The organism is Anaerocolumna chitinilytica (assembly GCF_014218355.1).
Classification (GTDB): domain Bacteria; phylum Bacillota; class Clostridia; order Lachnospirales; family Lachnospiraceae; genus Anaerocolumna; species Anaerocolumna chitinilytica.
The window spans coordinates 2,101,124-2,127,212 of sequence record NZ_AP023368.1; the positions used below are offsets into that span (position 1 = coordinate 2,101,124).

Consider the following 26,089-nt stretch of genomic DNA (forward strand, 5'->3'; position numbering starts at 1 on the left):
AATAAGAAGTTTTTCAGATGATTTCTGTATTTGTGGAGGTAAGTATGGAGAAGAAAACAGACAGGCGTGTAAGATATACAAGAATGGTGATTAAACAAAGCTTTGTAAAGCTTCTAAAGATCAAACCAATATCCAAGATAACAATTAAAGAAATATGTGAAGAAGCAGATATCAACCGTGCTACTTTTTATGCACATTACAAGGACCAATATGACCTGCTGCAGCAGATCGAAAATGATATAATCAATGATATTAATCAATACCTTGGAATCTATAATCTGCGGACAGTAAACGAATTTCCCATTGAAATGTTAGATAAGGTCCTGGAATACATAAAAGAAAATTCTGAAATCTTTGAGGTGCTTCTTAATTATTGCGGAGATACGAAATTTCAGCAGGAAATTACGAATATAATCGGCAGTCAGCATTTTTCACTCCAGGCAGCGAAGGGAGATACGGCAGAGTATGTCTATTTGTTTTACGCCAGCGGCAGCATCGGTATTATCATAAAGTGGCTGAAAGAAGGGATGAAGAAGCCGGTAAAAGAAATAACTCAGCTAATCATGGATTTATCCTCCAAGGGGGTAGGAGCCTTTAAGGAATACGAAAACGAAATTTAATTTTTCTTTTGCTTGTAAACAAAGAAAAACATAGCACCCAGGCAGCTCTGCCAGGCAGGTTCAGAGGAGGTTAATCATTATGATTCATATGAGTTCAGTACTGGCTTCCATTAAACAGGGAATTCTGATATGCAACAAAGAAGGAAAAATTGTATATTTTAATGATACATATGGCAAGATGCTCGGCAAGAGATTAGAGGAAGTGGCAGGTATGCCTATTAGCAAACTACGTCCCGGTGCGCAGGTTCCCCAAGTTCTGAGGAAAGGAAGAAAAAAGGAAAACATTCTAAGGACGGAAGGGAATCAGGAGTATTATACCAATATATATCCTATTCTTGAAAATGAAATTCTCACAGGTACTATTTCTATCGTCACTACCATTGATAAAGAAAAAAGAAAGACACAGAAAAAGGAAACCCTGCAGAAAAGAGTCAGAGAATTTGAAAAGAAAGAAATTGAAGAGATGCTCTTCTTATATGGCTATGATACAGAGGGGAAAAAGAAGGTTGCAAAGGAATTGGGGATATCACTTGCAACCTTATATAATAAACTTTCATTCTAAAATATTAGAAAAAGACTCAGAAACTTTTGACTGATGCACTTAAAAATATTTATAATATTTTCATGAATGGTGATGAATTCACTAGTTATAAGATTTTAGAGAGCAAAGTACAGGAGTTGGATTATGGAAAATGCAAAAACACAGATGGAATACGACAATTCCGGCTATCAAGAGTTGTTTTCATCTTATATTGAATCAGAAGAGATGCTTACTATGGCTGATGGTATAAAGCTTAAGACATATTTATTTAAGCCAATTGACAAAACAGGAAGCATGACGAACACTTCGTTACCTGCAATTCTGGTTCGAAGCTGTTATCCTTCTCAGCTGTCTGAGTACAGAATTCACGGCAAGAATCTGGCTAAGAGGGGATATGCCTTTGTAGTTCAATTCTGCCGTGGAACCGGAGACTCTGAGGGGGAGTGGTTTCCCAATGTTAATGAAAGAGAGGACGGGCTAAGAACTATAAATTGGTTGAATGAGCAGGATTGGGTGGATGTAATAGGGTACTGGGGAAACTCCTATCTGGCACTGACCGGCTGGGCAATAGCAGACCGGGTACCGGACAAGGTGAAAGGTATGTGTCTGACCCATTATGGTACAGACCGCTATTACTCAGCTTATGAAAAGGGAATGTTCCGACAGGATGTACTGACTTCCTGGGCAATGGATAACTCCGGCTTTAAAGTTACTGCTGATTATACGGAATCCCTGAAATATATGCCGCAGTTAGAAGTGGATGAAAAATTGTGGGGTGGACGGCTTGACTGGTACAGGGATTGGATAAGCAGCACACACAGGGAAGATAATTACTGGCAGCAGGGCTTTTGGAAGGAATTATATGAAATACCTTCTAAAGTAAAGGTCCCCCTATATATCCGCAGCGGTTGGTATGACCATCATCATGGCAGCTCTATGCGTACTTGGGATAACCTAAGACCGGAAACAAAAGAGAAGTCCTGGTTAGATATCGGAGGATGGAATCATTCCTTTCAGCCCTGCCTTGAAGATTGCAGTACTGAGAACAGCGGCAGTAATGAGGTGGCAGCGATTCTGGAATGGTTTGATCTGGTGCTGCAGAAAAAAGAAATACCAAAGGGAAGAATCCGTACCTATGCTATCGGAGCAGACAGATGGATCAGCCGTAAGAGTTGGCCGGAAAAGGACAGTAAATTAAGTATATGGTATATGGGACAGGAGAGACGGGAAGAAAGCGCAGAGAGTAAAACAGAAAAGAGTAAAACTCCAGAGAATAAAGATTTAGAAAGTAAAACAATAGAAAGTAAAGCAATAGAAAGTATAACAATAGAATGGAAAACAACAGAAAGTGCAACAGAAAATTCAATATCACAAGATAATAATACTGCAGTGGGAACATTAGGAGTACTGGAAAAGGCGCCTCAAGCTGATTTGGCGATGTATACATACATATATAATCCCGAGAACCCCGTGATATCCTATGGAGCGGAAGCCCTCTTAAAGAATATGGAGCATAACGGCAGCCTAAAACAGCCGGAATGCGGTTACAGGCCGGATGTAATAAGTTTTGTTTCTGAACCTCTTTTAGAGAATATGCTGATAAGCGGAAAGATAAGAGCATTTCTCTATGTATCTTCTGATTGTCCGGATACAGCTTTTACTGCAAAGGTTATGGAGATAAGAGAGAGTGGGGAGGCATATAACATTCGTTCCTCTATCACAAGCCTTTGCCATGATATTGGGCATGCCTACGAGCCGGGTACTGTAGAAGAAGTTTCCATCGATATGTGGGATATTGTGTATGAATTGCACAAGGGTTCCAGGCTGCGCTTAGATATATCCTCATCTGATTTTCCTCAGTATCATTTGCACAGCAATTGTGCCGGTAATTGGGCAAGTATTGATAAATATCAGATTGCAGTACAAAAAATATATAGTGGCGGATTCTTTGCTTCAAGGATAGAGATTCCAGCTAATAATTAATGAGTTGGAATCCATTGGGTAGTACAGGATTTTTTAGACAATTAAAAAACCATAAGCATTGAAAAAAGTTGGACTGTTTCTATCTTAGAACAGTCCAACTTTTTAGTTATGTAGGATTTTTTTACAGATGTTCATCAATAAAATCTTTAATTAATGCCAGCAATTCCTTACTCCAGAAGGAGCCCTCATGAGGAGCGCCATCCACACAGATAAGAGCAGCATCCGCACCAGCCTCAAGCAGTTTATGATACATTAACTCACTTTGGGAGTACTCAACTATAAAATCCTGATTACCCTGAAGAATCAGGAAGGGTGGATAAGCTGCACCCTTTCTGACATGGTTGACAGGATTCATATCCTGAAGCCTTGCTACGTTTTCTTTTGTATCTTCCCCGCGAAGTGCTGCAAATAACTTCTTAGAATCTTCCTCCATTAACTCGATCTTCTCAATAGCTTCGGATAAATCTGCTGGTCCGAAACAATCGATTACTATCTTAACTGAATCTGAATGATCCGGATATTCTTGTGTCTTATACTGTTTCTCATTTCCGGTTAGACCAACCAGTAAGGCGGTATTCCCGCCGGAAGAGGTTCCCCAGATACCTACTCTTTCAGTATCTATCTGGTACCTTTCAGCATTTTTTCTAAGGTAACGGATTCCAGTCTTAACGTCTTCCAGAAAGGCAGGATAGGGATGCCCCTCTAAGCTGCTGCGGTGGGTTAAGGTGGCCACCACATAGCCCTCCCTGGAAAACTGTGCCAACTGAGGGATTTGATAATACACATCCGGAAAGGTCCAGGCACTGCCCTGTACAAATACAATTAAGGGATATTTCTTTGGTTCCTTCGCTGTTTCATCCTTCCAGGGCATAAATAACTGCAGTTTTAGATCGACTCCCTGAGCGGTTGAGAATATAACATCAGGAATCATAACTGCCATTCCTTCCAGACTGGGGTTATTCTTTATTACTTTTACCTCTTTGTAAGCCATAATAGATACCTCCCAAATACATTATAGTAAGTTGATTTGTTCCTTAAGGTATTTTACCATAATTTACAAAAGAAGGTCAAAGGGGAAAAATCTTTAACTTAACAGTAAGAACTGTACCAGCAAAGAAGTCACGGAAAGAATAGCCCAGCAGCAAAGCCCTAGCAAAATCGGTTGTAATCCGTTTTTAACAAGTTTAACAAGGTTGGTATTCAAACCGATAGCTGACATAGCCATAACTATCACATATTTTCCTGCCTTTACAAGAACCTCCTTCATAAACACCGGTATTGGAAGGAAGGTGCTTAATATGGAAGCAGCCACAAAGCCTAAGATGAACCAGGGAAATATTTTGGATATACTATAATTAATCTTAGTATCTTTCGTTCTATTTCTGGATGTCCAATATGCCAGAACAAGCGTTACAGGTATAATCATCAGAGTTCTTGTGAGCTTCACAATAACAGCAAGATTACCGGCAGCATTACTAAAGGAATATCCGGCAGCTACAACAGAGGAGGTATCATTTACAGCAGTTCCTGCCCAGAGTCCAAAGTGATAGTCTGTCATATGAAGAAAATGGCCTAAAAAGGGAAAGAGAAAAGCTGCTATAACATTGAAGAAAAATATGGTTGAGATGGAGCTTGCAACATCTTCATCCTCAGCCTGAATCACAGGGGCGGTAGCAGCTATGGCAGAGCCGCCGCAGATGGCGGTACCGACACCTATTAGAATATTGGTGTTTTTCTGGACTTTTAATAATTTACCAATAAAAAAGGCACTTAAAAATGTAGCGGAAAGAGTAAATATCATAAGCAGGATAGTCTGACTCCCTACTTTTAGCACACTGTAGAGATTCATATTAAAACCCAATAATATAATAGAATACTGCAAGAGTTTTTTTGAAGTATATGAAATTCCTGCATCAAAGTATTTAGGCCTTTTTAGAAAGGCAAGTATCATACCAAAGAGAATACCCAATACGGGACTTCCGATTATGGGGAATTTTTCACCGATGAACCAAGCAGGAATTGCAATTATTGCCGTTAATAGGATTCCCGGTAATAGATCCGTTTTTTTAGTAGTTGTTTTTGTAACACTGGTTGTATTCATATTTCCTCCCATTACATACCGCAGGTTCTGATGCGGTTGCATAATTCTTAGAGTGAAGCTGTTAATTCTCTTCCTTTCACTCCCTTTTATTAAGTCTATCAGTCTGTGTAAATGAAACAGTCCTTCATAAACTATGATTTAGTATATCTCTTGACATGACATAAGTAAAATATTATTATCTGATATATATAATAAGTAATTACTTATTGATATAAATATTCGAATGAATAACTTAAGTGATAGGAGGAAATCATATGACATTAAGACATTTTCAGATATTTGTAGCTGTTTGTGATACTATGAATATGACAGCGGCAGCCTCCGGTATGTTTATGTCGCAATCAGCCGTAAGTCAGGCGGTAGCAGAAATGGAAGAATACTATAATGTACGACTTTTTGAAAGACTGTCAAAAAGATTGCACCTTACTCAAGCTGGTGAAAAACTGCTAGGATATGCCAGGCATATTATTGGACTTAACATTGCAGCAGAGAAGGAACTACGCACCTTAAGCGAACATGAGAGGGTGAGGATTGGTGCCAGTGTGACTATCGGGTCCTGTGTTCTGCCGAAACTGGTGGCTGACTTTAAGCGGAAAGCACCAGGATTAAAAATAGAAGTTACAGAGGATAATACTACAAAAATTGAGCAGATGATAATAACAGACAGGCTTGATATAGGTCTTGTAGAAGGTGAGATTGTATCACAGGATATTATCAGTAAACCTATGGCTGAGGATCTTTTGGTTCTGATATGTTCCAACCAGCATCCTTTTTCACAGCGCGGGGTTATCGAACCTAAGGAACTTGAAGGAGAGAACTTCATTCTAAGGGAAGTAGGAAGCGGAACCAGAAAGACCTTTGAAGATGTTATGGCTGGAAATGGGTTGAATTGGACAGCAAGCTGGACCTGCAGCAATGCAGATACAATCAAAATGGCAGTGGCAGAAGGTCTGGGAATCTCTGTAATCTCAAAAAGGGCTGTTGAAAAAGAGGCCAGGGAAGGTCTCTTTCAGATTGTGAATATGAATGGTCTAGCCTTTAAGCGTCAATTTAAACTGGTGTACCATAAAAATAAATATCTGACAGAAGCGATAAAAAACTTTATTGATTTTTGTGATATAGAGCAGTAGCGAAATGGTCAAAAAAAGTCGAAAAATAAATGATTTGGACGTTATTCCATTGACATGTATATTAATATCTTGTATGCTTGTTTTATACTATAATGGCAGTATTCTTCCTACATACGCTGCATTTCATCGTGTATATAACCTGTAAACGAGATGTCCTGTAAAATGTTAACGATTTAACAGGCACTCAGACTGTCTTTCAATAATATGGGGTGATGTCCAAATGATTAAAAGGCATACGATTGCCAGTACCGTAATGATAATTACCATATGTATAGTAATCAGCATTTTCTTCTGGGTATCGTACCAGCATATTAATGATGTGTATCAGGAAGAAACCAAGCTTTCTATTACAAATATGCGCAAGCTGTTTCTGAAGGACACCGTAAATAATATCATTCGGGAGATAGCCGCAGACAGGGAGAACAAAAGAGAAGATTATAAAAGGAGTATTGAGCTAAGATATCAGACCCTTTCTTACGAGCCCAGTTTGTCTGATAAGGAATATAAGGATTATTTTATCCATTGGTTCAGTGCGGATTATTCAAAGGACATCAGCCAAAATGAGTGGACGGTGCTTTTATGGAATAATAATACGGAAGAAGTTCTCTATGATCCCGCACGTCTTCATAACGGGGATATCAGTGAGACATTAAAACGGGTAAAACCATTACTATCCTATTACCGTGTCATTGTACATGGTGAAGTGTTTGGGTTAATCGGAGTCAGCAGGAATTACATTGATAATAAAGTGAAAGAAGAAATGGCTGATAAAATCAGAAAGCTGCGGTTTGAGAACGGCTCTTATGTATGGGTAAATGAAATAATTAATTACCATGGAGGCGATAACTATGCCATCCGGCTGGTGCATCCCAATCTCCCAGGCACAGAAGGCATGCATCTCTCAACAAGTATGACAGATATCAAAGGAAATCACCCCTATTCCGAAGAACTCCAGGGGGTTAAACTATACGGAGAGCTGTTTTTTACTTATTATTTTAAAGAATTACACAGCAGTGAAGTCTCAGAAAAACTGACCTATGCCAAGCTGTACAAGGATTATAACTGGGTAATTGATATGGGCATTCCCTTGGATGATATCAGGAAGTATATTGACCGCACCAACAAAAAAAGTATGGAAACCGTCAGAAGCCAGATGATATCCTTAATATCCTTAATGGTTATTGTTGTTGGGTGCAGTCTTATTCTTTTCTTAATTTTAGAGAGGCTTTATACAAAACGTATCAGAAAACAGATGGAACTGGAGATGAAGAAGGATATCCTGTCAAAAGCCAACAGCAGAAGATATGGTACCATAGAACTGACAAGAGCATTTAAAGCATTTAAGAAAAACAGAAGAAGAGATACAGCAATCGTTTTATTTGATGTGGATAATTTTAAAGGAATTAATGATACTTATGGACATGATGTGGGAGATAAGGTGCTTACGGAGATTGTAAATAAGGTCTACCAGGTAATACGAAGTTCCGATAGTCTGATACGCTGGGGTGGTGATGAATTCGTTGGTATCTTTAGAGGGCTTACGGAAGAGAATGCGGTTTATATCTGCGAGAAGGTGGTTAGTGCAGTAGCAGGCCTAAAGATACAGCAAGGTGAAGATTATATCAACCCTACCATATCTCTTGGAATCGCTTATTTTAATAAGAAGGACAACAGTTTTGAAGAAGTTCTAAAACGAGCCGATGCCGCAATGTATATGTCCAAAAAAGCTGGAAAGAACAAGGCAAGCCTGATAGATTAATGGGATTTCTTATAAGCACTTGGTGTTGTTCCAGTCAGCTTTTTAAAAACTTCGTTAAAATGCTTGATATCACTGTAGCCTATTTTCTGAGCAACAGCTATCACTTTTAAATCAGTAGTCATTAATAAATTACAGGCTTCTTCAATTCGAAGTTTTTGAATATATTCGGAAATGGTTACACCGGTATAATCTTTAAACAGTTTACAATAGTAAGTTGGGCTTAAAAAGGATAGGGAAGCAAGCTCAGATAACTTAACATTGACTTTATAATTGGATTTTAAGTACTGTATGGACTGTTCCATAAGGCTGGCATGATGAGACATCATGTCAGTTTTTTTGTGGATCGAAGCTTTCATGGACCGGAATATCTGAATCAGGAGCTCTATCAGGTAAACCCGTAAAAGCTCAATATACCCGTCTTCCTTTGCTGTGAATTCTTTTAACATCTTTTTGTATATGTTTTCTAAAGCAGGATTCTCTCCTTCTGATAACTTCAGATCATCTACATTGTCTGGATTTAGTGAGAAAATGGAGCGAAAGGAGAGATATTGTATTACATCCTTAAAATCTTTGTAGTCTAGAAGGTTAATATCAATAAACTCCGGCTTAAATACACAATTATACACGTTGATAGGTTCTGCATCAGAAGGCTGAAAAGAACGAAACTCATGGGGAATATGATAATTAATAAGAAATAGGTCACCTTTATTAACTCGATATTCTTTATCACCCAGAATGTGGACACCTGATCCGGAGGCAACATAGGATATCTCTATGAACTCATGGGCATGTAAGTGCGGTTCAGAACCTTCAATAATATTATTTATATAGATAGAATTACCATTCTCAAATAGTTTCTCCCCGGTATCCCGGTAGACTGGAATTATGTTCATAAAATTCACCCCATTTCATTATAATATACCCCCATGAAATTGAAAACAGAAAATGTATAATTAACTCATAGAATTAAATGACAAGCATCTGATATGTTGTGAAAGGGGTATCAATCTTATGAGAATAACAGATATGAAATGCAATCGCATAATCAACCCGCTGGGGTTTGAATTAGACGAACCTGTACTTAGCTGGATTGTTGAGACAGAAGAAGCTAAATTGCAGAAAGCCTGCCGTATTGTAGTGGCAGAAGACGAAGGATTTTCCTCAATCGTTTTTGACAGCAATGAAAGGGAGGAGTTAAGCGGTATTGGGGTTCCTTTGCCAATAGAGTTAAAGCCCCGGACCAGATATTTCTGGAAGGTTCACGTTTGGACGGATGCCGGAGAGGCTAAGAGTGATATTGCCTGGTTTGAAACTGCTAAACTTGACGAAGCCTGGGAGGCCAAATGGATTACTCCGGATACCGAGGATACATCCGTGCACCCTATTATCAGAAAGAATTTCAATATATCAAAAGAAGTAGCGTCTGCCAGACTCTATATTAGCGGCTTAGGTTTATATGAGGCAGAGGTGAATGGCAGCAGGGTCAGTGATGAATATTTTGCACCTTATTGTAATGATTATAATGACTGGATTCAGTATCAGACCTTTGATGTAACGAAGCTATTAACCCAGGGGGAGAACTGTCTGGCTGCCCTTCTTGGAAATGGCTGGTATAAGGGACGTTTTGGGTTTAGCGGCAGACAAGAGGGATATTACGGGGATCGCTTCTTATTAATAAGTGAACTTGTAATTCAATATACCGATGGTACCATGGAAAAAATCTGTTCCGATGAAAGTTTTCTTTCTACTTCCTCCCATATCACAAAGAGCAATATCTATGATGGAGAAGCACAGGATGCCAACAAGTACATAAAAGGCTGGTCAGAGACTTCCCTTTCAATAGCAGACTGGCAGAAGGTCAGAGTATGGGATAAGGACACCGGGCTTTTAGAAGCTAGAAGAAGTCTTCCTGTTATCATAAAAGAAAAACGTAAGCCGGTTAAAGTTATTCATACTCCAAAAGGGGAAACTGTTCTTGATATGGGTCAGAACATGGTAGGCTTTATTCAATTTAAAGTACAGGCACCTAAGGGTACACGTATCTGGCTTCAATACGGAGAAGAGATGCAGGAAGGGTGCTTCTACAGGGAGAATCTGCGTACTGCCAAAGCAGAGTTTGAATATGTATCCGATGGAGAAGCCTCAGAAGTCAGGCCTTATTTTACCTTCTATGGATTTCGTTATGTAAAGGTTGAAGGATTGGGAGAAGAAATAAATCCCGAGGATTTTACCGGATGTGTTATCTATTCCGATCTTGAAAGAACAGGAAATATCGAGACTTCCAATCCAATGATTAACCGTCTTTTCTTAAATGCCTTATGGGGGCAGAAAGGAAACTTTCTGGATGTTCCCACAGATTGTCCTCAGCGTGACGAGAGAATGGGCTGGACAGGAGATGCCCAGATGTTCTCCGGGACTGCATGTTTTAATATGGATTGTGATGCTTTCTTTCGAAAGTTCTTATATGATCTGGCAAAGGAACAGGCCAATTATAATGGAGTCGTTCCTCATACAGTACCAAGCTTCGGTTTTATAAATACGCAGGATGGAGAGGATTTTGCAGCAGGAAATTCCAGTGCTTGGGCTGATGTGGCAACGATTATTCCCTGGAACCTATACTTGTATTACGGAGATAAGAGTGCTTTAAGAAAACAATTTGACAGCATGAAAGCCTATGTTGACAGCATCCGAAGAAAGGATGACGGCAGCAGGCTCTGGAACAGCGGATTTCACTTTGGAGACTGGGTAGCTTTGGATGGCAAAAGCGAGTATGACACCTTTGGCGGAACACCAAGAGATATCATAGCTACCGCATATTATGCCTATTCCTCTGAGCTGGTTGGAAAAGCTGCAGGAGTACTAGGAATGAAAGCGATGGAAGAGGAGTATTTGCAGCTATCAAAGGAAATAAAGGCAGCATTTACAGAAGAATTCGTATCACCAAGAGGAAGGCTGGTGGCAGATACTCAGACATCTTATATTCTGCCGCTGTTTATGAACCTGATACCGAATGAGCTTAGAGGCAGGGTGCTGGAAGATCTTTGCAGGAATCTGAAAGAAAATAATTATTTTCTAAAGACAGGTTTTGTTGGAACTCCTTATTTATGCAGAGTTTTATCGGAGAATGGGCATAATGATATTGCGTATAAGCTGTTACTCAATGAAGAATATCCAAGCTGGATATATGAAATAAAGCTTGGTGCAACCACTATCTGGGAGAGGTGGAACTCCTTGCTTCCTGACGGAAAATTCGGTGAGCTGGGGATGAATTCCCTGAATCACTATGCTTACGGTTCTATCGTAGAGTGGATGTACCGCAATATGTGCGGGATAAATCCCACAGAAGAGTATCCGGGCTTTCAAAAAATCAAGCTGAAACCCTATCCGGATAAACGAATCAGTCAGGTAAAGGCATCCCTTAAGACGGCAGCCGGAAGTTATGAGAGCGGTTGGAGTTATGAAGAAGATGGTCTTCATTACAATATATTGATTCCTTTTAATGCACAAGCTGAGTTTCTGGTAGATGAGACGGAGGAAGATAAAATTATCGTGAATGGTATAGCTCTAAAGGATTCAGACTTATCTTATGATAAGAAAGAGTCAGGACTAAACATTCTCCTGGCTGCCGGCAGATATCAGATAATACGTTTGGATGCGAAGTAAAGAGAAAGCAGGCAGCAGATAAAAAAAGGACATAACCCTCAGAAAATATATTCTGTGGGTTATGTCCTTTTCATTCTGTATGCTTATATCATTTCGTAATTGTTTTCTATAACACTTTTTCTATATTCCTGCTATCCTTTTAGTCTTATAAAAAGGGAGCATATACTTACTGCTGGTCGTTCATCATGTGTAACTTCTCAAATGCATAGAAGAGAAGAGATAATCCCATACCAACAATACTGGAAAGAACCATACCGGTTAAGGTAACTTTACCAAACTGTAATGTAACACCTGACAGACCGGTTATAAAAATAACAGAGGTCAGAACCAGGTTGCGGCTGCGGCTGTAATCCACCTGTCCGTCTACCATTACACGGATACCGGAAGCTCCGATTGTACCATATAATAGGAAGGAGATTCCACCGATTACAGGGCCGGGAATTGTACGAATCAATTCTGCTACGGGACCGATAAATGCGGAAAGGATGGAAATTATAGCAGCTCCTGCAATAACCTGTACGGAATAAACCTTTGTCATAGCCATAACTCCGATATTCTCACCATATGTAGTAGTAGGAACGGAGCCAACAAAACCGGAGAGCATTGTTGAAATACCATCAGCTAAAAGAGAACGGTGCAAACCGGGATTCTTTAACAAGTCCCTATCAACAATCTTACTGGTAACAATCTGATGTCCAATATGTTCAGATGCAAGTACTAAAATTACAGGCAGGATCATAATGATAGCTTCAATTTTAAATTGGGGTAATTGGAAGTTGGGCATATGAAAGAAAGGAACATGAACTGCCTTGCTAAGATCGGAGATGGTTATTACTTTTGCAAAAAGTGCTGTAATGTATCCGGCAACAATTGCAATTAATATGGGGATTACAGCAAAGAATTTACGGAAGAGTACATTACCTAACACGGCAACAGCAAGAGTTACAAGAAATACAAGAACATTCTTAGGTTCAATCGGAACATCAGGAGAAGTGGAGACAACACCGCCTGTTTCTGCGGCTGTTTTTGCTAATTCGAGACCAATGAGAGCAACGACAGGTCCCATGGCAGCGGCGGGAAGAACTACATCAATCCATTTGACACCGAACTTGTAAATAATGAGAGATAAGACACATAGTGCAAAACCAACTACAATAAAACCTCCCAGTGCAAATGGATAACCCCATTGAGAAATAACAATACCAGCGGGCCCAAGAAAAGCAAAGCTAGAACCGAGATACGCGGGAGCTTTGCCTTTTGTAATAAGAATAAATAGTAGAGTACCAATACCATTCATCAACAGTACGACTGCGGGATTGATATTGAAAATAATAGGAACTAAAACAGATGCACCGAACATTGCAAACATGTGCTGCAGTGATAGAGGTATCAGTAGCTTCGGCTCTACCTTTTCTTCAACTTGAATAATTCTTCGTTTTTCCACAAAAAAAAACCTCCTTCATAATTTTCTTGAGTAGTATAACACGGACTAATGAAGATTTCTACAACAAATTTTATTTTTTTGATATTTTTTTTGAAGTTTACTTCTAAAAATTATAAAATATAAACATATTATTACTAATAAGTTAAAATCATCCTGTAAACATCTTCATAGAAAGAAGCAATAGATCGAAGTTTTCCTCTATATCTGTAAAAGGAATATTTGAAAAGAAATATTTGTAAAATGAATATCTGAAAAGAAATATCGGAAAAGAAAAAGCAGTTGAGTCTCCTTAGCATACTGTATTGTATGAAGGGAATTCAAACTGCTTTTGTCTCTATTGCCTATATTAAATAAAGATATCTAGATTATTCCGGCACACCAATTAATACTATTACACAGCAGTTGTAAAAAGTCTTCCTGCTGCCAGGCACTTAAGGTATGTCCGGGAGTAAGCACACATAAACGGCCTTCCCCAATGGTGCGGCTATAACCGCCAATCTGTTCCCCGCCGGTCTCAGAATAAGTCTTTAAAAAGACCTCTGCATCAGGAGCGGTTACAGCAATATTATAATGCTCGTCTCTTATTGTAAAATCCTTGACATTTTCATTGATAGGGTGTTCCTTAACAGGTTTTACTTCCACACTGCAGCGGGGAGGATGTCCTACAAAATAATTGCCTACAAACTCTGTATAGGCATCTCCTTGCCTGGAGGTATTACCGGAATGAAGGGAAAGAAAACCGCCTCCATTAGCAACATATTCTTTCAATTCCTTCGGGCAGACCTCGGTAACACCTTCTTCAAACCAGGGAGCTGTGTTGGCGGAGTTCACGACATTACCTTTACAACAGATAATTACAGGGTATTTTGAAATCATTTCCGGGGTAAGGATATCCTTGGCAGACTTCACTAAGGTAATGTTATAATGCTTCTTAAGTGGTTCGATACCCAGTTCCACAACTTCGGCAGGATGCCAAAGGTCATCACACAACAATAATACATCAATCATATGGTTACTCCTTTAAAGCAAATTTCATGTTTTGGAAGAATTATTCTTACAGTATATCCGAAGTTGGAGGTATTGTCGATGCGCGAAATTATACTTGGATTCCCATGTGTGTACTATTGGGTTTTATCGCGTATCCTTTATTGATTTCACAATAAAGTGGTGATAGAATAGTGGCGGAAGTTGATTTGTAGGTGTGTTCCGGCACACAGATGGGAGCTGTTATGAAAAAAACTGTAGTAATTACTGGCGCTGATAGAGGATTGGGACTGGCACTGGTTAGAGAATTTTTAATAAAAGATTATCTTGTTTTTGCAGGTCAGTATATGAGTGAATGGGGAGAGCTTGGAGAGCTAAAGAAGGAATATGAAGAAAGTCTTTGTCTATTGCCTCTGGATGTTTCCAAAGATTCCTCCGTACAAGCTGCTGTTTGTATGGTAAAAGAAAAGGCGGATTCGCTGGATATGCTTATAAATAATGCTGGAATTGCCGGCGGCGCCGGGGATATTTATGAACTGGGAGATTTAAACAAGGGTTTGGCTATGTTCAATACCAATTCTCTTGGTCCTTTACGTATGGTTCATGCCTTTTTACCCTTATTGGAGAGGGGAGAAGGAAAGAGATTGTGTTTTGTTTCTTCAGAAGCCGGAAGCATCAGCGTGTGCCACCGTACAGATGGTTTTGTATACCCAATGTCAAAGACAGCCTTAAATATGGCAGTACGCTTATTGTTTGAAGAGTTATATCCAAAGGGTTATTCCTTCCGCTTATTCCATCCCGGTTGGGTAAAATCCTATATGACCGGGACTAAAAGCACGGAAGGGAAATTCGAACCGGAGGAATCTGCTGCTTCTGCCAGTAAGTTCTTTACAGAAAACTTAATGCAGGAAGATGTGCTTCGGATGTATGATAATGAATTCACCGTTTGGCCATTCTAACTTTCAAAGTCACACTTGGTATAAAAGGTTTAGGATGGGCTTTATAAAAAATAAGGAATAAGAGAAAAGAGGCTGTTATGGGATACAAGGTAGCAATAGAAGGAGAAGCAGATTCTTTCAGGGAAGTACTTGTAAAAGAGTTTTTGAAAGCCGATGTGAATGAGGCAGAAAAAGATGAGGATGTGGATATTCTGGTGTATTGTATCAATCCGCCTTCCTGTGATGAGTTTGATTATGATGCTCTTTTAAAGGCATATGAAAATACAGCGCTGGAGCTATTAAGAAAGACTTCGAAATACCTGCCACGTTTAGACAGGGGAAGGAAAAAGAGGCTTTGTTTTATTACCTCCATAGAGTCCAGTATTAATAATACAAGAACCAGTGACCACTGGGAGAGAATTATTTCCGCTGCCTGTAATATGGCAGTTAAAACTCTGTTTAACAGGCTGAGCCCCTCAGGTTATACCTTTCGGGTATATGGAGTGATGGACTTTAAAGATTTGACAGAAGCATCTTATGCTGTAAGTTATATACTACAGGACAGAAGCCTGGAAGAGGAATCCTGGCAGCATTCCGATGAGAAAAGGATTGTTATCAGGGATAAGGAGGAAAGAGAATACTCTTGGTAATGATTCAGGAAAGAGAATATCCCTGATAAAGATTTTAGAAGGAAATAATAGTTTAAAAAGGCTATTTCACAAGCATTTCTCTAATTCATTGTTATTCTGAATTCGGAGAGCTGTTTTATGAAATAGCCTTTTATTTTTCAACTTTTCTTTTACTGAAATTCCTCTGCCGGAGCATTCTTTGGCAGAAGCCATACCAGCAGGAGGCATAGGCACACAATAGAAGCGACAACGAAAACACTGATTACCATAGCTTTGGTATCGCCTGCCTTTAACTGTAGTCGGAAGAAGAGGGTTGTAACCAGTGCAGAACCGATAGCGGCGGCAAGCTGCTGTACGGCACTTAGGGAACCGCTGGCGCTTCCGGCTTCTTCGTGAGAAATATCTCCAAGAGCAACTTCATAGATACTGCTAAAGCAGGCACCCATACCGGCACCGACAATTAGAATGAATGGTATGGTTATCAATGCGCTATTTCCATCTATCAGATATAAGATGCTAAAAGCCAATCCTACAGCTCCTGCAAGTGTCAGCATAAGTCCGATTACAACCAGCTTGCGACCCAGTTTATTTAACAAGGGGCGGCAAATAAGAGAAGAAATAACAATGCCCACGGCCATTGGTGTCATATAAAGTGCTGTCTGATAGGGGGATAATTTTAACCCAAGCTGAAAGAATAAGGAGATAAGGTAGGATAAACCATTAACCGCGGCAAAAAAGGCAAGCCCTAAAAGTAACCCCGATGTAAAACCTTTGTTACCAAAGAGAGAAGGCTTGATAAGCGGATTTTCTGCATGTCGAAGATGAAGTGCAAAAAGGGCCAAAAATATAACACCGGCTATCAGGATTATAATCTGTATGGATTGCCAGCCCTCTGCGGAGCCTTCTATAAGTCCGTATATCATACCAAACATAGCGATACCTAGTAGCAGGGAGCCAATCATATCAAGCTTTTCATTGGGATTCCCCTTATCTTTTGGCAGAAGCCATATACCGGTTATAAATCCAATGAGACCCAGTAAAATATTCATTAGGAACATGGGACGCCAGCCAAGACCAGCTATGTTGGCTTGGATAATTAGACCAGCCAGTATGGGGCCTAGTACGGAGGAAATACTCATTACCGGACCAAAAGCACTGACTGCACTGGGAAACTGTGCAGGTGAAAAGGTGGCCATCAGGATACTGATACCCTGAGGAATCAATAAAGCTCCGAAGCTTCCCTGTACCAAACGGCCTATAATTATCATGGCAGGGCTTACGGACAATCCGCAGAAGGCAGATGCTGCTGTAAAGCCGGCAATACCTATTAAAAACAATTTGCGCTTTCCATATCTGTCACCGAGGCGTCCGCCAACAACCAGTAAAACACCGATAGCAAGGGCATAAGCGGCACCAAGCCACTTGATGAGGGACTCTCCGCCGCCGATACTGGTAACGATGGAAGGAGCAGCAATATTGGTGATGGTAGAATCCATCAAATCGAGCATATCTGCAATTAATACAACAGCCAGAATCGCACGGAGCCTGGGGGTAAGACGTGACGGGTCTGCTGTGTTGGAGTTATGATTTTTTGTATGTGACATAGTATTCTCCTATCTCTATGTGTAACGTGTAGTTCAAGAGCCTAAATCCTTACCAGTGTTATCCTGTACAAGATGACTTCGTAAGAAAAGCTCTAATCTTCCAGCTTCCTGTCAGGCTGGTGCAGGGAGGCAATCAACTTATCCAACAGTTTTTCCAGAGTTTGCTGTTCTTCCTCTGACAGACCCTGAAAAAGCGAACCAAGGGCATTTTTACGAATATCTGTCAGTTCTATGGCAATCTCTCTTCCCTTATCCGTTAAGAAAACACGAAATGTTCTGCGATCACTTTCATGAGCCTGACGTGTGATATAGCCATTATTCTCTAATTTATCGACTAATTCACCCAGGGAAGCCGCACGGATATTCAATGTGTTAGATAATTCCTTTGGTGTTAATCCGTCTTGTTCTAAGAGTATCCCCATTACATGTCCCTGTCCTCTGCCTATGTCCTTCATTAAAGCAGTTGGCATAAGCAAGGAGCGGCTCCGGTCAAAGAGATTGACGCAGTTATGAAATTGTTCAAATAATTTCTCTGGTATATTGGAATCCATTTAATAACCTCCTAAATTTTATAAGGCACCTTACGAAATACTATTTTACACGAAGTTATAAGATTGTCAAGAGATATTTTAAGGTACCTAACGAATAATCTTAAATAATACTTGTCTTTCAAAGCCATAGCTGATATTCTAGAAGCTATAAAGCTTGATAACACCACAGAAACTGCTGATTAATAAGTGTAGTGGATGAGAGTATTAAAATAGTACTAAGGCTTAATTGAAAAGAACAGTGAGGAATGTTTTATGGATCAGAAAATTGATTTTAGTAATAAACCGATACTCGAGGGGGAGAAGGTCATTCTTAGGCCTTTTCAGGGAGAGGACTGGAAAGAGATGCTGGTGATTTTGGAGGAACCTGAATTAAGACGCTTGACAGGTTCTGTTATAGAGGATGAGGAAGCGGCAATGGCCACAAGCGAAGAGGAAGCAGAAAAAATCAAGGAATGGTATCAAAGCCGTAATGATAAAACAGACCGTCTGGACCTGGCAGTCATTGATAAGGAAAAAGATGAAATTATCGGAGAAGTAGTCTTTAATGAATACGACGAAACAACCGGAAACGTTAATTTCCGGGTTCTTATGAGACAGAGTGGCTGTAACAAGGGGTTTGGAACGGAAGCAATTACAATCTTTATCAAATACGGAATGGAAGTTCTAAAATTTCACAAGATTGGGCTGGAGGTCTTTAGTTTTAATCCGAGAGCTGAGAGAGTTTATCAAAAAGCAGGTTTTGTGTTAGAAGGTATTAAACGTGAAGATTTCTGTTATAACGGTGAATATATTGATTCCAAGATATATGGTATGTTAAGAGAAGATTATGAGAGAAAGTAAGAAATGAAAATATGAGAATTATTATATCACCTGCAAAGAAAATGAAGGTTGACACAGATACCCTTGAATATCGTGGTTTACCGATATTTCTAGAGGAAGCCGCACTTCTTTTATCACATTTAAGACAACTAAGTTATGAGGAAGCTAAATCTCTGTGGAACTGCAATGATAAAATAGCAGGCTGTAATTATGAAAGGATAAGCAGAGCAGATTTGTATCATAATCTGACCCCGGCTATTCTAAGCTATGAAGGCATCCAGTATCAATACATGGCTCCCGGGGTTTTTGAGACAAAAGAGTATGAGTATATCAGAAGGCATCTTCGAATATTATCCGGATTCTATGGTTTATTAAAGCCTTTTGACGGAGTAATACCATATCGTTTGGAAATGCAGGCGAGATTAAGAGGCCAAGACTTCAACTCATTGTATGAATTCTGGAACAGTAAGCTAAGTAATCAGCTTTTTTCTGAAAGCAGTTGTGTTGTTAATCTGGCTTCTGTTGAATACAGTAAATGCATATCAGCCTATTTAACGGATAAAATAAAATATATTACCTGTATTTTTGGTGAAAGAATCGGTGGGAAAATAGTAGAAAAAGGAACTCTCGTTAAGATGGCAAGAGGCGAGATGGTTCGTTTTATGGCGCAAAATCAAATTGAACAGATAAAAGACATAAAAGAGTTTCGCAGCCTTGGATTTCAGTATGAGAAGAGTTTATCCGATGGTAATACATATGTATTCGTAAAAGGGATGTGAGTGACTTTCAGTATTCTTATCCGGTAAGATAAATAACCCTATAGATACTTATACAGCTGCCATAATTGGTTCCTTAAAAACCAATTATGGCAGCTGTATTTTATAAAATAAGTTTAGATTGATGTAGTACTATCGGTTTTAAAGATAAGTTCCTTTAACTGATTTTCATAGATCCACTTGGGGCTGTATCTTTTCCGTACTTTCATTTTGGCGGAAATCACACTGTTGTGCTCCATTGCTATTAAGATTCTTTTGCTATTCACTTCATAGTAAGCTTCTTCGCTGGGGTGATAACTTTCTTTGGTTGAAAAGCCAAAATTTTTGGCATCCCATCTTAAAAAATATGCACCTAAGTCTTTTCCAAGCTCCTCCAGTGCGGGAACAGCTTCATTTAATACCAGAAAATTCCCCCTGCTGGCAGCTTCAAGCACGGTCAGTCCGAATGCTTCAGAATAGGAGGGGCAGAGATAGAGATTGGAGAGAGTGAATAAATCCAGAACTGCATGCCTTGGCAAGCCATCCGGATAACCATAATCACTGGTGAAAATAATATCTTCCTCCTGTAAGCCGGCGGCAATTCCCTTCTCCTTAATCAGGCTTTTATATTTCAAAGCCTGAATATCTGCCGATGGGTACTCACAGAAAATTATTTTAACTTCATAAGTGCTGACACTTTTTAAAGCTCCGGCAAGCATAACTGCTTTTTCAAATTTTTTACCGGTTGTAAGTCTGCCGGGATATACAATTAGGATATCTGCATCCAGAAGTCCGGTTTTACCGGCAAGAATTTTTACTTCGTCACATATATTCTCCAGGATATCCAATGAGTTATTAAGTACATGGCATCTTTCCAGTGGGACCCGGCATTGTCTGGATAGAGGCTTAAGCCCACAAAGAGCAGGGTAGACATAATCTGTATTGGGAAGTGGTGAGTACCTGGCTGAGTGAGGCCAGGGTACAGGCTTTCCTACTAGACTTTCATCGGGAATTGAGTTGGAGAATGCAATAAAACGCAGCTCTGGCAAACGCTCTGCTGCATACCGGACAGCTATATTATGAAGCAGATACAAGCCCTGAAATAAGATATCATAAAGAATACATACATCGAGGTCTTGTAAATTCTGAAGTAAATCTTCCCCGACGGCCCTTGCTTCCTCCATAAAAGTACTGTGGATAGGTATTTTTGTTGAGTTATAATCTCTCCAAGTCAGCTGTTTCCCTTTATAATGGTTGCATACCTGCACCCATTCAATTCTGGGGTCTAAGTATATACCCCAGCGTTCTTCCTCCTTTAAATCCTCACTGACTAACAATCTGACGTCAACACCTTCTGCCAGCAGCATTCTAATATGGTCTGCTGCAATGGTTACGGGAGAGTATATGGCGGATAGGCTGTTAAACATGGTTAATATTCCTACTTTCATACGATTCCCCTTTACTTTACTCCCTATAGGATATGCCAGGACTAGCCTGTTAGAAACCAAAACCGTATGAGAATGTATAATCTTTCAGGTGCTAATACTTGTAAAGTTATTAAAAAAAGGGTATGCTTTCACTATAAAACAAATAGGAGACAAATAAATGGAAAAAACTTATGAATTTCTTAAAAAATGCGGAACTTATTATATTGCAACAATGGATGGGGACAAGCCCCGTGTAAGACCTTTTGGAACTGTGAATATATTTGAAGGGAAATTATACATTCAGACCGGTAAGGTAAAAAATGTATCAAAGCAAATGCATGCCAACCCTAAAATCGAAATCAGTGCATTTACGGAAGGAAAGTGGATTCGCCTGGAAGCTACCGCTGTGGTAGATGATAGAATCGAAGCACATCAGAGTATGTTCGAGGAATATCCTTCTCTTTTAAACATGTACAAACCTGGTGACGGAAATACAGAAACCTGGTATCTAAAGGATGCAACCTCTAAGATTATTTCCATTGGCGGAGAAGTTATTGTAGAGAACTTTTAGTAACAGGAGTTACAAGACTGGGGGATTAGACAGAATGTATTTCAAGCATATTCTTGGAATTCAAGATATTGCAGATAGAAAGCTTACGTTAAGAAATACAGTAAGAGCGGTAATTCTCATAGAGGGTAAACTCTTAATGATTCAAACCAAAAGAGGAGATTATAAGTTCCCCGGCGGGGGAATGAAACCGGAGGAAACTTACTACCAGGCTATTCTGCGGGAAGTAAAAGAAGAAACCGGTTATAGGGTAACAAAGGTCATAGAAAAGATTGGCGAGATTATAGAGAATTATGATGATTCCTATGAAGAAGGGGCAGTATTTTCCATGACCTCTGTTTTTTATCGCTGCGAAGCAAGCCTTGATAACTTTCAGCAGGAACTCGATGAATATGAGAAGGATTTGGAATTTCAGCCGGTTTTTATTAAGGCAGAGGAAGCCATTCTTTGCAATGAGGAGTTATTATCAAAGGATTTGGAGCATAAGATATCATTTCTGCCTAGGGAGATATCTGCCTTGAAAGAAATAATAAAATATATTTGAAACCTTCTTCTTAATAAGCTATACTCTTTTCTAGATGTATACTAAAGGAGAAAACAACGTCGATGAGATTTTATTTTGCCCCCTTAGAAGGGATTACCGGGTATATCTACCGCAATGCACATCATACCTGTTTTGGTAAGGTGGATAAATACTTTTCCCCTTTTATTACTACAAATCAGTCTGCTGCCTTTAAGAGCAGAGATATTAATGACATTCTTCCGGAGAATAATAAAGGGCAGATATTGGTTCCCCAGCTGCTTACGAATAACGCAAATGATTTTAACCGTGCCGCAGAGCGAATTAAACAGTTAGGGTATGAAGAAATTAATTTAAATCTGGGCTGTCCTTCCGGTACGGTGGTAGCAAAACATAAAGGCTCCGGTTTCCTGGCACTTACAAAAGAGCTGGAGGAGTTCCTGGATGAAATCTTCGCAAATCCGGTTATGAAGATATCCATTAAGACAAGAATTGGGAAAGACCAGCCGGAGGAATTTAATAAACTGATAGAGATATATAATAAATATCCCCTGGAGGAACTTATTATCCATCCCAGAGTACAGAAGGATTTCTATAAAAATAAACCCAATAAGGAAGTGTTTAAGAAAGCCTTGGAAGCCAGCAAAAATCCTCTTTGCTATAATGGGGATATCTTTACGCTGAAAGACTATCAGGAACTTATACAGGAATTTCCCCAAGTGGATAGGGTAATGCTTGGAAGAGGATTGTTATCTAATCCTGGATTGATTGAACTGATAACGGAGAACAAACCTTCTGATAAGATTAGGGTAAGAAAGTTTCATGATATGATTTATAACGATTATCAAGATTTTCTTTCAGGAGAAAGAAATGTTCTGTTTAAGATGAAAGAAGTTTGGATATATCTGGCTGCTCTATTCACAGAACATGAGAAATATCTAAAGAAAATAAAGAAGTCTGAGCGGCTTAAGGATTATGAAGAAGCAGTAGAAAGACTGTTTGCAGAACAGGAAATTATAGTGAATGTTATAAAGAAAAATCCATAGATAAGTTGATGTTTAGACTCTGATCACAAGCTTTGGTGTGAAGAGACAGTAGAATAGTGTTAATGACTCAAATAGCAGAAAGGAATTAGTGTTTATGGCAAAACCAATCAGACATATGGTAATATTTAATTTAATACATCAAAAAGATTCCCAGGAAGAGTTAAAATTCCTAAAGGACGGACAAGAGTTATTAACCTCCATACCGGTAGTAAAAGACTTTCAGGTATTACGCCAGATTAGCAGTAAGAATGATTATAATTTCGGATTTTCTATGATCTTTGAAACTTCAGAAGATTATGCAGCCTATAATAACCATCCGGTTCATAAAGCTTTTGTTGCAAGCAGATGGGAAAAGGAAGTTACAAAATTTTTAGAAATTGATTTTGAAGATTTTACAGAGAAGTAATTAAAAGCACACCAGGCAGTATACCAGAGCAGATAATGATTTTTTTATTGACTGCTTTATGGGTAAAGTGTCTGACTGGTGTGCTTTTTAAGATAAATTGCATATTCATCCTTGTAATATAATGGGATAAAACAAAAGAGACAGATGTTTATTTATCTGTCTCTTTCTAATTATATCATACCATAAAATCAAGATTTTTTCAAGACTTGTAATAGATTGTAAACTGACCTATAATGAGGTACTTACTTTGAAGGAGATAGTTATTATGGAGGACAATCTTTTTGAATTAATGCAACAAAAGAAACAGGAAGAAGAAGTTCATGCATTAATGGCAGTGAATGCACGGACAGAGAAGTTCGGTCTCACGCTCTCTTATGAAGAAGCAAGGGAGTTGGTTATTAACCGCAATGAAAGTCTCAAAAGTACGAAAAGAGTTGAATTCGGAGACGGTATCTTAAATAAGCTCATTTACCAGTTTTGTGACTCACAGTATATCAATCAGGAGAATTACCTTCAAACATTAACAGATCTTCAGGAAATCTTCTATCAGTTTAAAAATGAAGCAGAGGATAATCTGACAGATGACGAACTGATTACCTTTATGAAAGAACAGTTTGAAGATGTCTGTATGGGAGATCTGGAGTATCTGTCAGGTACCTGTTTGGAGAAATTTGCTGAAGCAATCAGAGCCGGTTACAGAGACTATATGGAAACTGGGGGCCATGGAGAATACAGCCAGTTTGATGATGTTACACGCTGGGATAAGGATTTGTATATGCAGGTTTTAAAGGAAATCTTTTGGGATTAGAGAACACCTAAAAATGGTTTAATATGAAAGAAAGAGGATACGATGGAATACGAAATGGAAGAATTGCTGCCTCTTGTAGAAAGGCTCACCTTTAAATACACTTCCGGGGACAGCAGCTCGGTCACTTATGAAACAGCCAGAATGCTGATGGAAGCCATTATTTACTGCATCAGGGAATATGAGGAACAAGGAGAGGAACTTCTGTTAAGGACGAAGGAAAAAACTACTGCAGCTATGGCTTATCAGTTGGGCTATGAAGCGGTAATTGCGAAGGTTCATAAGACGAAGGAGTTATATCATGCTGCTTTGGAGGATTTTTCTGATTATGGCTGCCAGAATTTAAAAGAGACTTTTTTAGATGGTATACCGGCTTTTTTTGTACAATATGACCCTAAATTTAAGCCTCAGGATCATATTCTGACCCTTGATTACCCTGTGATATGGAGTGTGTATGATTCCTGCGGTATAGATGCTATCTATAGGTATGTTCAGCATATCAAAATCGAAAATGATTTTCTACAAGCCTTCAAGGAGGCACAGGTAGAGGAACTATTAGATAGGGTTATACCTGATTACAGGAAACTGTACTATGGAAATATAGCTTATGAGGTACTCTTAACGGTGGTTGGTTGTATCATAGTTCATAAGCCGGTGGGAAGACTTCTGCTAACCGAGAGTGATTTGTCCGGTATAAAGCAATATTTTATAGAGGATAATGAGACTGCTGCTGAAAATAAGATAAATAGTTTACTCTCTGATATGTTTCAGAATGTATTCTGTGATAAGGGCGATATGGAGGAATATTTTAAGATTCTTGGAAAGGATTTTGCAGTCAGAATAGTAAATGGCATCAGAAATGACTCCTTGCCAGCAGTGTTTTCAGTGACTTCATAATCGAAAATTAAGGCTTACCATTCAGGGATATGACTTTCGTCATATCCCTTTCTTTCTTTTCTCACTACCATAGCCATCATTTACATGCTAAGATATCTGCAGAGAGTGGAAGACGGGAGGATGCAGAATGAGCGATATCGTTTTAAGGACTGATGGAATTACGAAGAAATATAATAACAGAGCAGTGGTAGATTATCTTACTTTGGAACTGCGAAGAGGGGAGATATTTGGGCTCCTTGGCCCTAACGGAGCGGGTAAGTCTACGACTATGAACATGATCTGCGGGCTGGTGAAGCCAAATGCAGGCAGTATTCACCTTTTTGAAAGAGATCTGAAAACAGAGGGAAAAAAAGCACTGTCGAAGATAGGTTATATTCCACAGGAACTGGCTATTCATGAGAATCTAAAGGCTTGGGAGAATGTTGAACTCTTCACCTCTCTTTATGGCATAAAAGGAGCACAACTAAAAAATGCGGTAGAGGATGCTTTAGAATTTGTGGGTCTGTCTGATAAAAGAAATGTTTTTGCAAAGAACTTTTCAGGAGGCATGAAGAGAAGACTTAACATTGCATGTGCTTTGGGGCATAAGCCGGAATTGCTGATATTTGATGAACCAACGGTAGGGATTGATCCCCAGTCCAGAAATTTTATTCTGGAAAAAATCAAAGAGGCAAACAGAGCCGGAACCACTGTTATCTATACCAGCCACTATATGGAAGAGGTGGAAGCAGTATGTAAAAAAATCGCTATAATGGATAGTGGAAAAATCATTGCTACAGGTACCAAAGAGGAGCTTAGGCAGCTCGTGACGGCAGATGCAAATAATGAGCTTACTTTGGAAGAAGTATTCCTGACATTAACCGGTAAGAAATTACGGGATTATACAGAGGGGGTATAAG

Annotated in this window: 25 protein-coding genes; 17 read left to right on the forward strand and 8 right to left on the reverse strand. The window is 39.3% G+C overall.

The window, feature by feature from the left end; translation table 11 throughout:
• Window positions 1-44 precede the first annotated feature (44 nt).
• From bsdcttw_RS09090 to bsdcttw_RS09100, 3 genes are all read left to right on the forward strand, one after another.
• A complete protein-coding gene (locus bsdcttw_RS09090; protein WP_185259057.1) occupies window positions 45-620 on the forward strand; it encodes a TetR/AcrR family transcriptional regulator in 576 nt (191 codons plus the stop codon).
• A 79-nt stretch (window positions 621-699) separates the two neighbouring features.
• Window positions 700-1,182: a PAS domain-containing protein gene (locus bsdcttw_RS09095; protein WP_185259058.1), complete on the forward strand. Its 483-nt coding sequence runs from the start codon at window positions 700-702 to the stop codon at window positions 1,180-1,182.
• A 123-nt stretch (window positions 1,183-1,305) separates the two neighbouring features.
• Window positions 1,306-3,144, forward strand: a complete 1,839-nt coding sequence (locus tag bsdcttw_RS09100) for a CocE/NonD family hydrolase (protein WP_185259059.1) — start codon at window positions 1,306-1,308, stop codon at window positions 3,142-3,144.
• Window positions 3,145-3,265: 121 nt separating this feature from the next.
• Here the strand turns inward: bsdcttw_RS09100 and bsdcttw_RS09105 are convergent, their stop codons facing one another.
• Together bsdcttw_RS09105 and bsdcttw_RS09110 are read right to left on the reverse strand one after the other, a co-directional pair.
• A complete protein-coding gene (locus bsdcttw_RS09105; RefSeq protein ID WP_185259060.1) occupies window positions 3,266-4,135 on the reverse strand; it encodes an alpha/beta hydrolase in 870 nt (289 codons plus the stop codon).
• A gap of 93 nt (window positions 4,136-4,228) precedes the next feature.
• On the reverse strand, window positions 4,229-5,245 hold the full coding sequence (locus bsdcttw_RS09110) for a YeiH family protein (protein WP_185259061.1): 1,017 nt from the start codon (window positions 5,243-5,245) through the stop codon (window positions 4,229-4,231).
• A gap of 254 nt (window positions 5,246-5,499) precedes the next feature.
• Here bsdcttw_RS09110 and bsdcttw_RS09115 point away from each other — a divergent pair, with 254 nt between their 5' ends.
• Both bsdcttw_RS09115 and bsdcttw_RS09120 read left to right on the forward strand, forming a co-directional pair.
• The gene (locus tag bsdcttw_RS09115) at window positions 5,500-6,375 is read left to right on the forward strand and encodes a LysR family transcriptional regulator (protein WP_185259062.1); all 876 of its coding nucleotides are present in this window, start codon (window positions 5,500-5,502) and stop codon (window positions 6,373-6,375) included.
• A gap of 220 nt (window positions 6,376-6,595) precedes the next feature.
• The gene (locus bsdcttw_RS09120; protein ID WP_185259063.1) at window positions 6,596-8,134 is read left to right on the forward strand and encodes a sensor domain-containing diguanylate cyclase; all 1,539 of its coding nucleotides are present in this window, start codon (window positions 6,596-6,598) and stop codon (window positions 8,132-8,134) included.
• On the opposite strand, the gene bsdcttw_RS09125 is transcribed toward bsdcttw_RS09120, so the two are convergent.
• Complete coding sequence (locus bsdcttw_RS09125) at window positions 8,131-9,027, reverse strand: AraC family transcriptional regulator (protein ID WP_185259064.1); 897 nt, start codon at window positions 9,025-9,027, stop codon at window positions 8,131-8,133. The two genes, bsdcttw_RS09120 and bsdcttw_RS09125, sit on opposite strands and share 4 nt — an antisense overlap.
• A gap of 118 nt (window positions 9,028-9,145) precedes the next feature.
• Here bsdcttw_RS09125 and bsdcttw_RS09130 point away from each other — a divergent pair, with 118 nt between their 5' ends.
• Complete coding sequence (locus bsdcttw_RS09130; RefSeq protein WP_185259065.1) at window positions 9,146-11,797, forward strand: alpha-L-rhamnosidase; 2,652 nt, start codon at window positions 9,146-9,148, stop codon at window positions 11,795-11,797.
• A gap of 166 nt (window positions 11,798-11,963) precedes the next feature.
• Here the strand turns inward: bsdcttw_RS09130 and uraA are convergent, their stop codons facing one another.
• The gene (gene uraA / locus bsdcttw_RS09135; RefSeq protein WP_185259066.1) at window positions 11,964-13,241 is read right to left on the reverse strand and encodes a uracil permease; all 1,278 of its coding nucleotides are present in this window, start codon (window positions 13,239-13,241) and stop codon (window positions 11,964-11,966) included.
• A gap of 360 nt (window positions 13,242-13,601) precedes the next feature.
• Window positions 13,602-14,249: a ThuA domain-containing protein gene (locus bsdcttw_RS09140; protein WP_185259067.1), complete on the reverse strand. Its 648-nt coding sequence runs from the start codon at window positions 14,247-14,249 to the stop codon at window positions 13,602-13,604.
• A gap of 221 nt (window positions 14,250-14,470) precedes the next feature.
• Here bsdcttw_RS09140 and bsdcttw_RS09145 point away from each other — a divergent pair, with 221 nt between their 5' ends.
• Window positions 14,471-15,184, forward strand: coding sequence for an SDR family NAD(P)-dependent oxidoreductase (locus bsdcttw_RS09145; RefSeq protein ID WP_185259068.1), 714 nt, complete (start codon window positions 14,471-14,473; stop codon window positions 15,182-15,184).
• Window positions 15,185-15,261: 77 nt separating this feature from the next.
• A complete protein-coding gene (locus bsdcttw_RS09150) occupies window positions 15,262-15,813 on the forward strand; it encodes a Rossmann-fold NAD(P)-binding domain-containing protein (RefSeq protein WP_185259069.1) in 552 nt (183 codons plus the stop codon).
• 149 nt (window positions 15,814-15,962) lie between these two features.
• On the opposite strand, the gene bsdcttw_RS09155 is transcribed toward bsdcttw_RS09150, so the two are convergent.
• Window positions 15,963-17,396, reverse strand: a complete 1,434-nt coding sequence (locus tag bsdcttw_RS09155; RefSeq protein WP_185259070.1) for an MFS transporter — start codon at window positions 17,394-17,396, stop codon at window positions 15,963-15,965.
• 92 nt (window positions 17,397-17,488) lie between these two features.
• Entirely contained in the window at window positions 17,489-17,947 is a 459-nt protein-coding gene (locus bsdcttw_RS09160) for a MarR family winged helix-turn-helix transcriptional regulator (protein ID WP_185259071.1), read from the reverse strand.
• Window positions 17,948-18,199: 252 nt separating this feature from the next.
• Here bsdcttw_RS09160 and bsdcttw_RS09165 point away from each other — a divergent pair, with 252 nt between their 5' ends.
• Together bsdcttw_RS09165 and yaaA are read left to right on the forward strand one after the other, a co-directional pair.
• The gene (locus bsdcttw_RS09165; RefSeq protein WP_185259072.1) at window positions 18,200-18,787 is read left to right on the forward strand and encodes a GNAT family N-acetyltransferase; all 588 of its coding nucleotides are present in this window, start codon (window positions 18,200-18,202) and stop codon (window positions 18,785-18,787) included.
• Window positions 18,788-18,798: 11 nt separating this feature from the next.
• Window positions 18,799-19,545 carry a peroxide stress protein YaaA gene (yaaA, locus tag bsdcttw_RS09170; RefSeq protein WP_185259073.1) on the forward strand — a complete coding sequence of 249 codons (747 nt, stop codon included), beginning with the start codon at window positions 18,799-18,801 and terminating at the stop codon, window positions 19,543-19,545.
• Between the two features lie 113 nt (window positions 19,546-19,658).
• Here yaaA and bsdcttw_RS09175 read toward each other — a convergent pair whose 3' ends face one another.
• Window positions 19,659-20,969 carry a glycosyltransferase gene (locus bsdcttw_RS09175; protein ID WP_185259074.1) on the reverse strand — a complete coding sequence of 437 codons (1,311 nt, stop codon included), beginning with the start codon at window positions 20,967-20,969 and terminating at the stop codon, window positions 19,659-19,661.
• A 157-nt stretch (window positions 20,970-21,126) separates the two neighbouring features.
• On the opposite strand from bsdcttw_RS09175, the gene bsdcttw_RS09180 reads away from it, so the two are divergent.
• The 7 genes from bsdcttw_RS09180 (at window position 21,127) to bsdcttw_RS09210 (ending at window position 26,088) form a co-directional block, all read left to right on the forward strand.
• Window positions 21,127-21,519 carry a pyridoxamine 5'-phosphate oxidase family protein gene (locus bsdcttw_RS09180; protein ID WP_185259075.1) on the forward strand — a complete coding sequence of 131 codons (393 nt, stop codon included), beginning with the start codon at window positions 21,127-21,129 and terminating at the stop codon, window positions 21,517-21,519.
• Window positions 21,520-21,553: 34 nt separating this feature from the next.
• On the forward strand, window positions 21,554-22,060 hold the full coding sequence (locus bsdcttw_RS09185) for an NUDIX hydrolase (protein WP_185259076.1): 507 nt from the start codon (window positions 21,554-21,556) through the stop codon (window positions 22,058-22,060).
• A gap of 62 nt (window positions 22,061-22,122) precedes the next feature.
• Window positions 22,123-23,082, forward strand: coding sequence for a tRNA dihydrouridine synthase (locus bsdcttw_RS09190; RefSeq protein ID WP_185259077.1), 960 nt, complete (start codon window positions 22,123-22,125; stop codon window positions 23,080-23,082).
• A gap of 94 nt (window positions 23,083-23,176) precedes the next feature.
• Window positions 23,177-23,488, forward strand: coding sequence for a Dabb family protein (locus bsdcttw_RS09195; RefSeq protein WP_197979838.1), 312 nt, complete (start codon window positions 23,177-23,179; stop codon window positions 23,486-23,488).
• Window positions 23,489-23,753: 265 nt separating this feature from the next.
• Entirely contained in the window at window positions 23,754-24,296 is a 543-nt protein-coding gene (locus bsdcttw_RS09200) for a DUF6323 family protein (protein WP_185259078.1), read from the forward strand.
• Between the two features lie 42 nt (window positions 24,297-24,338).
• A complete protein-coding gene (locus bsdcttw_RS09205; RefSeq protein ID WP_185259079.1) occupies window positions 24,339-25,190 on the forward strand; it encodes a DUF6179 domain-containing protein in 852 nt (283 codons plus the stop codon).
• A gap of 127 nt (window positions 25,191-25,317) precedes the next feature.
• On the forward strand, window positions 25,318-26,088 hold the full coding sequence (locus bsdcttw_RS09210) for an ABC transporter ATP-binding protein (protein WP_185259080.1): 771 nt from the start codon (window positions 25,318-25,320) through the stop codon (window positions 26,086-26,088).
• Window position 26,089 lies beyond the last annotated feature (1 nt).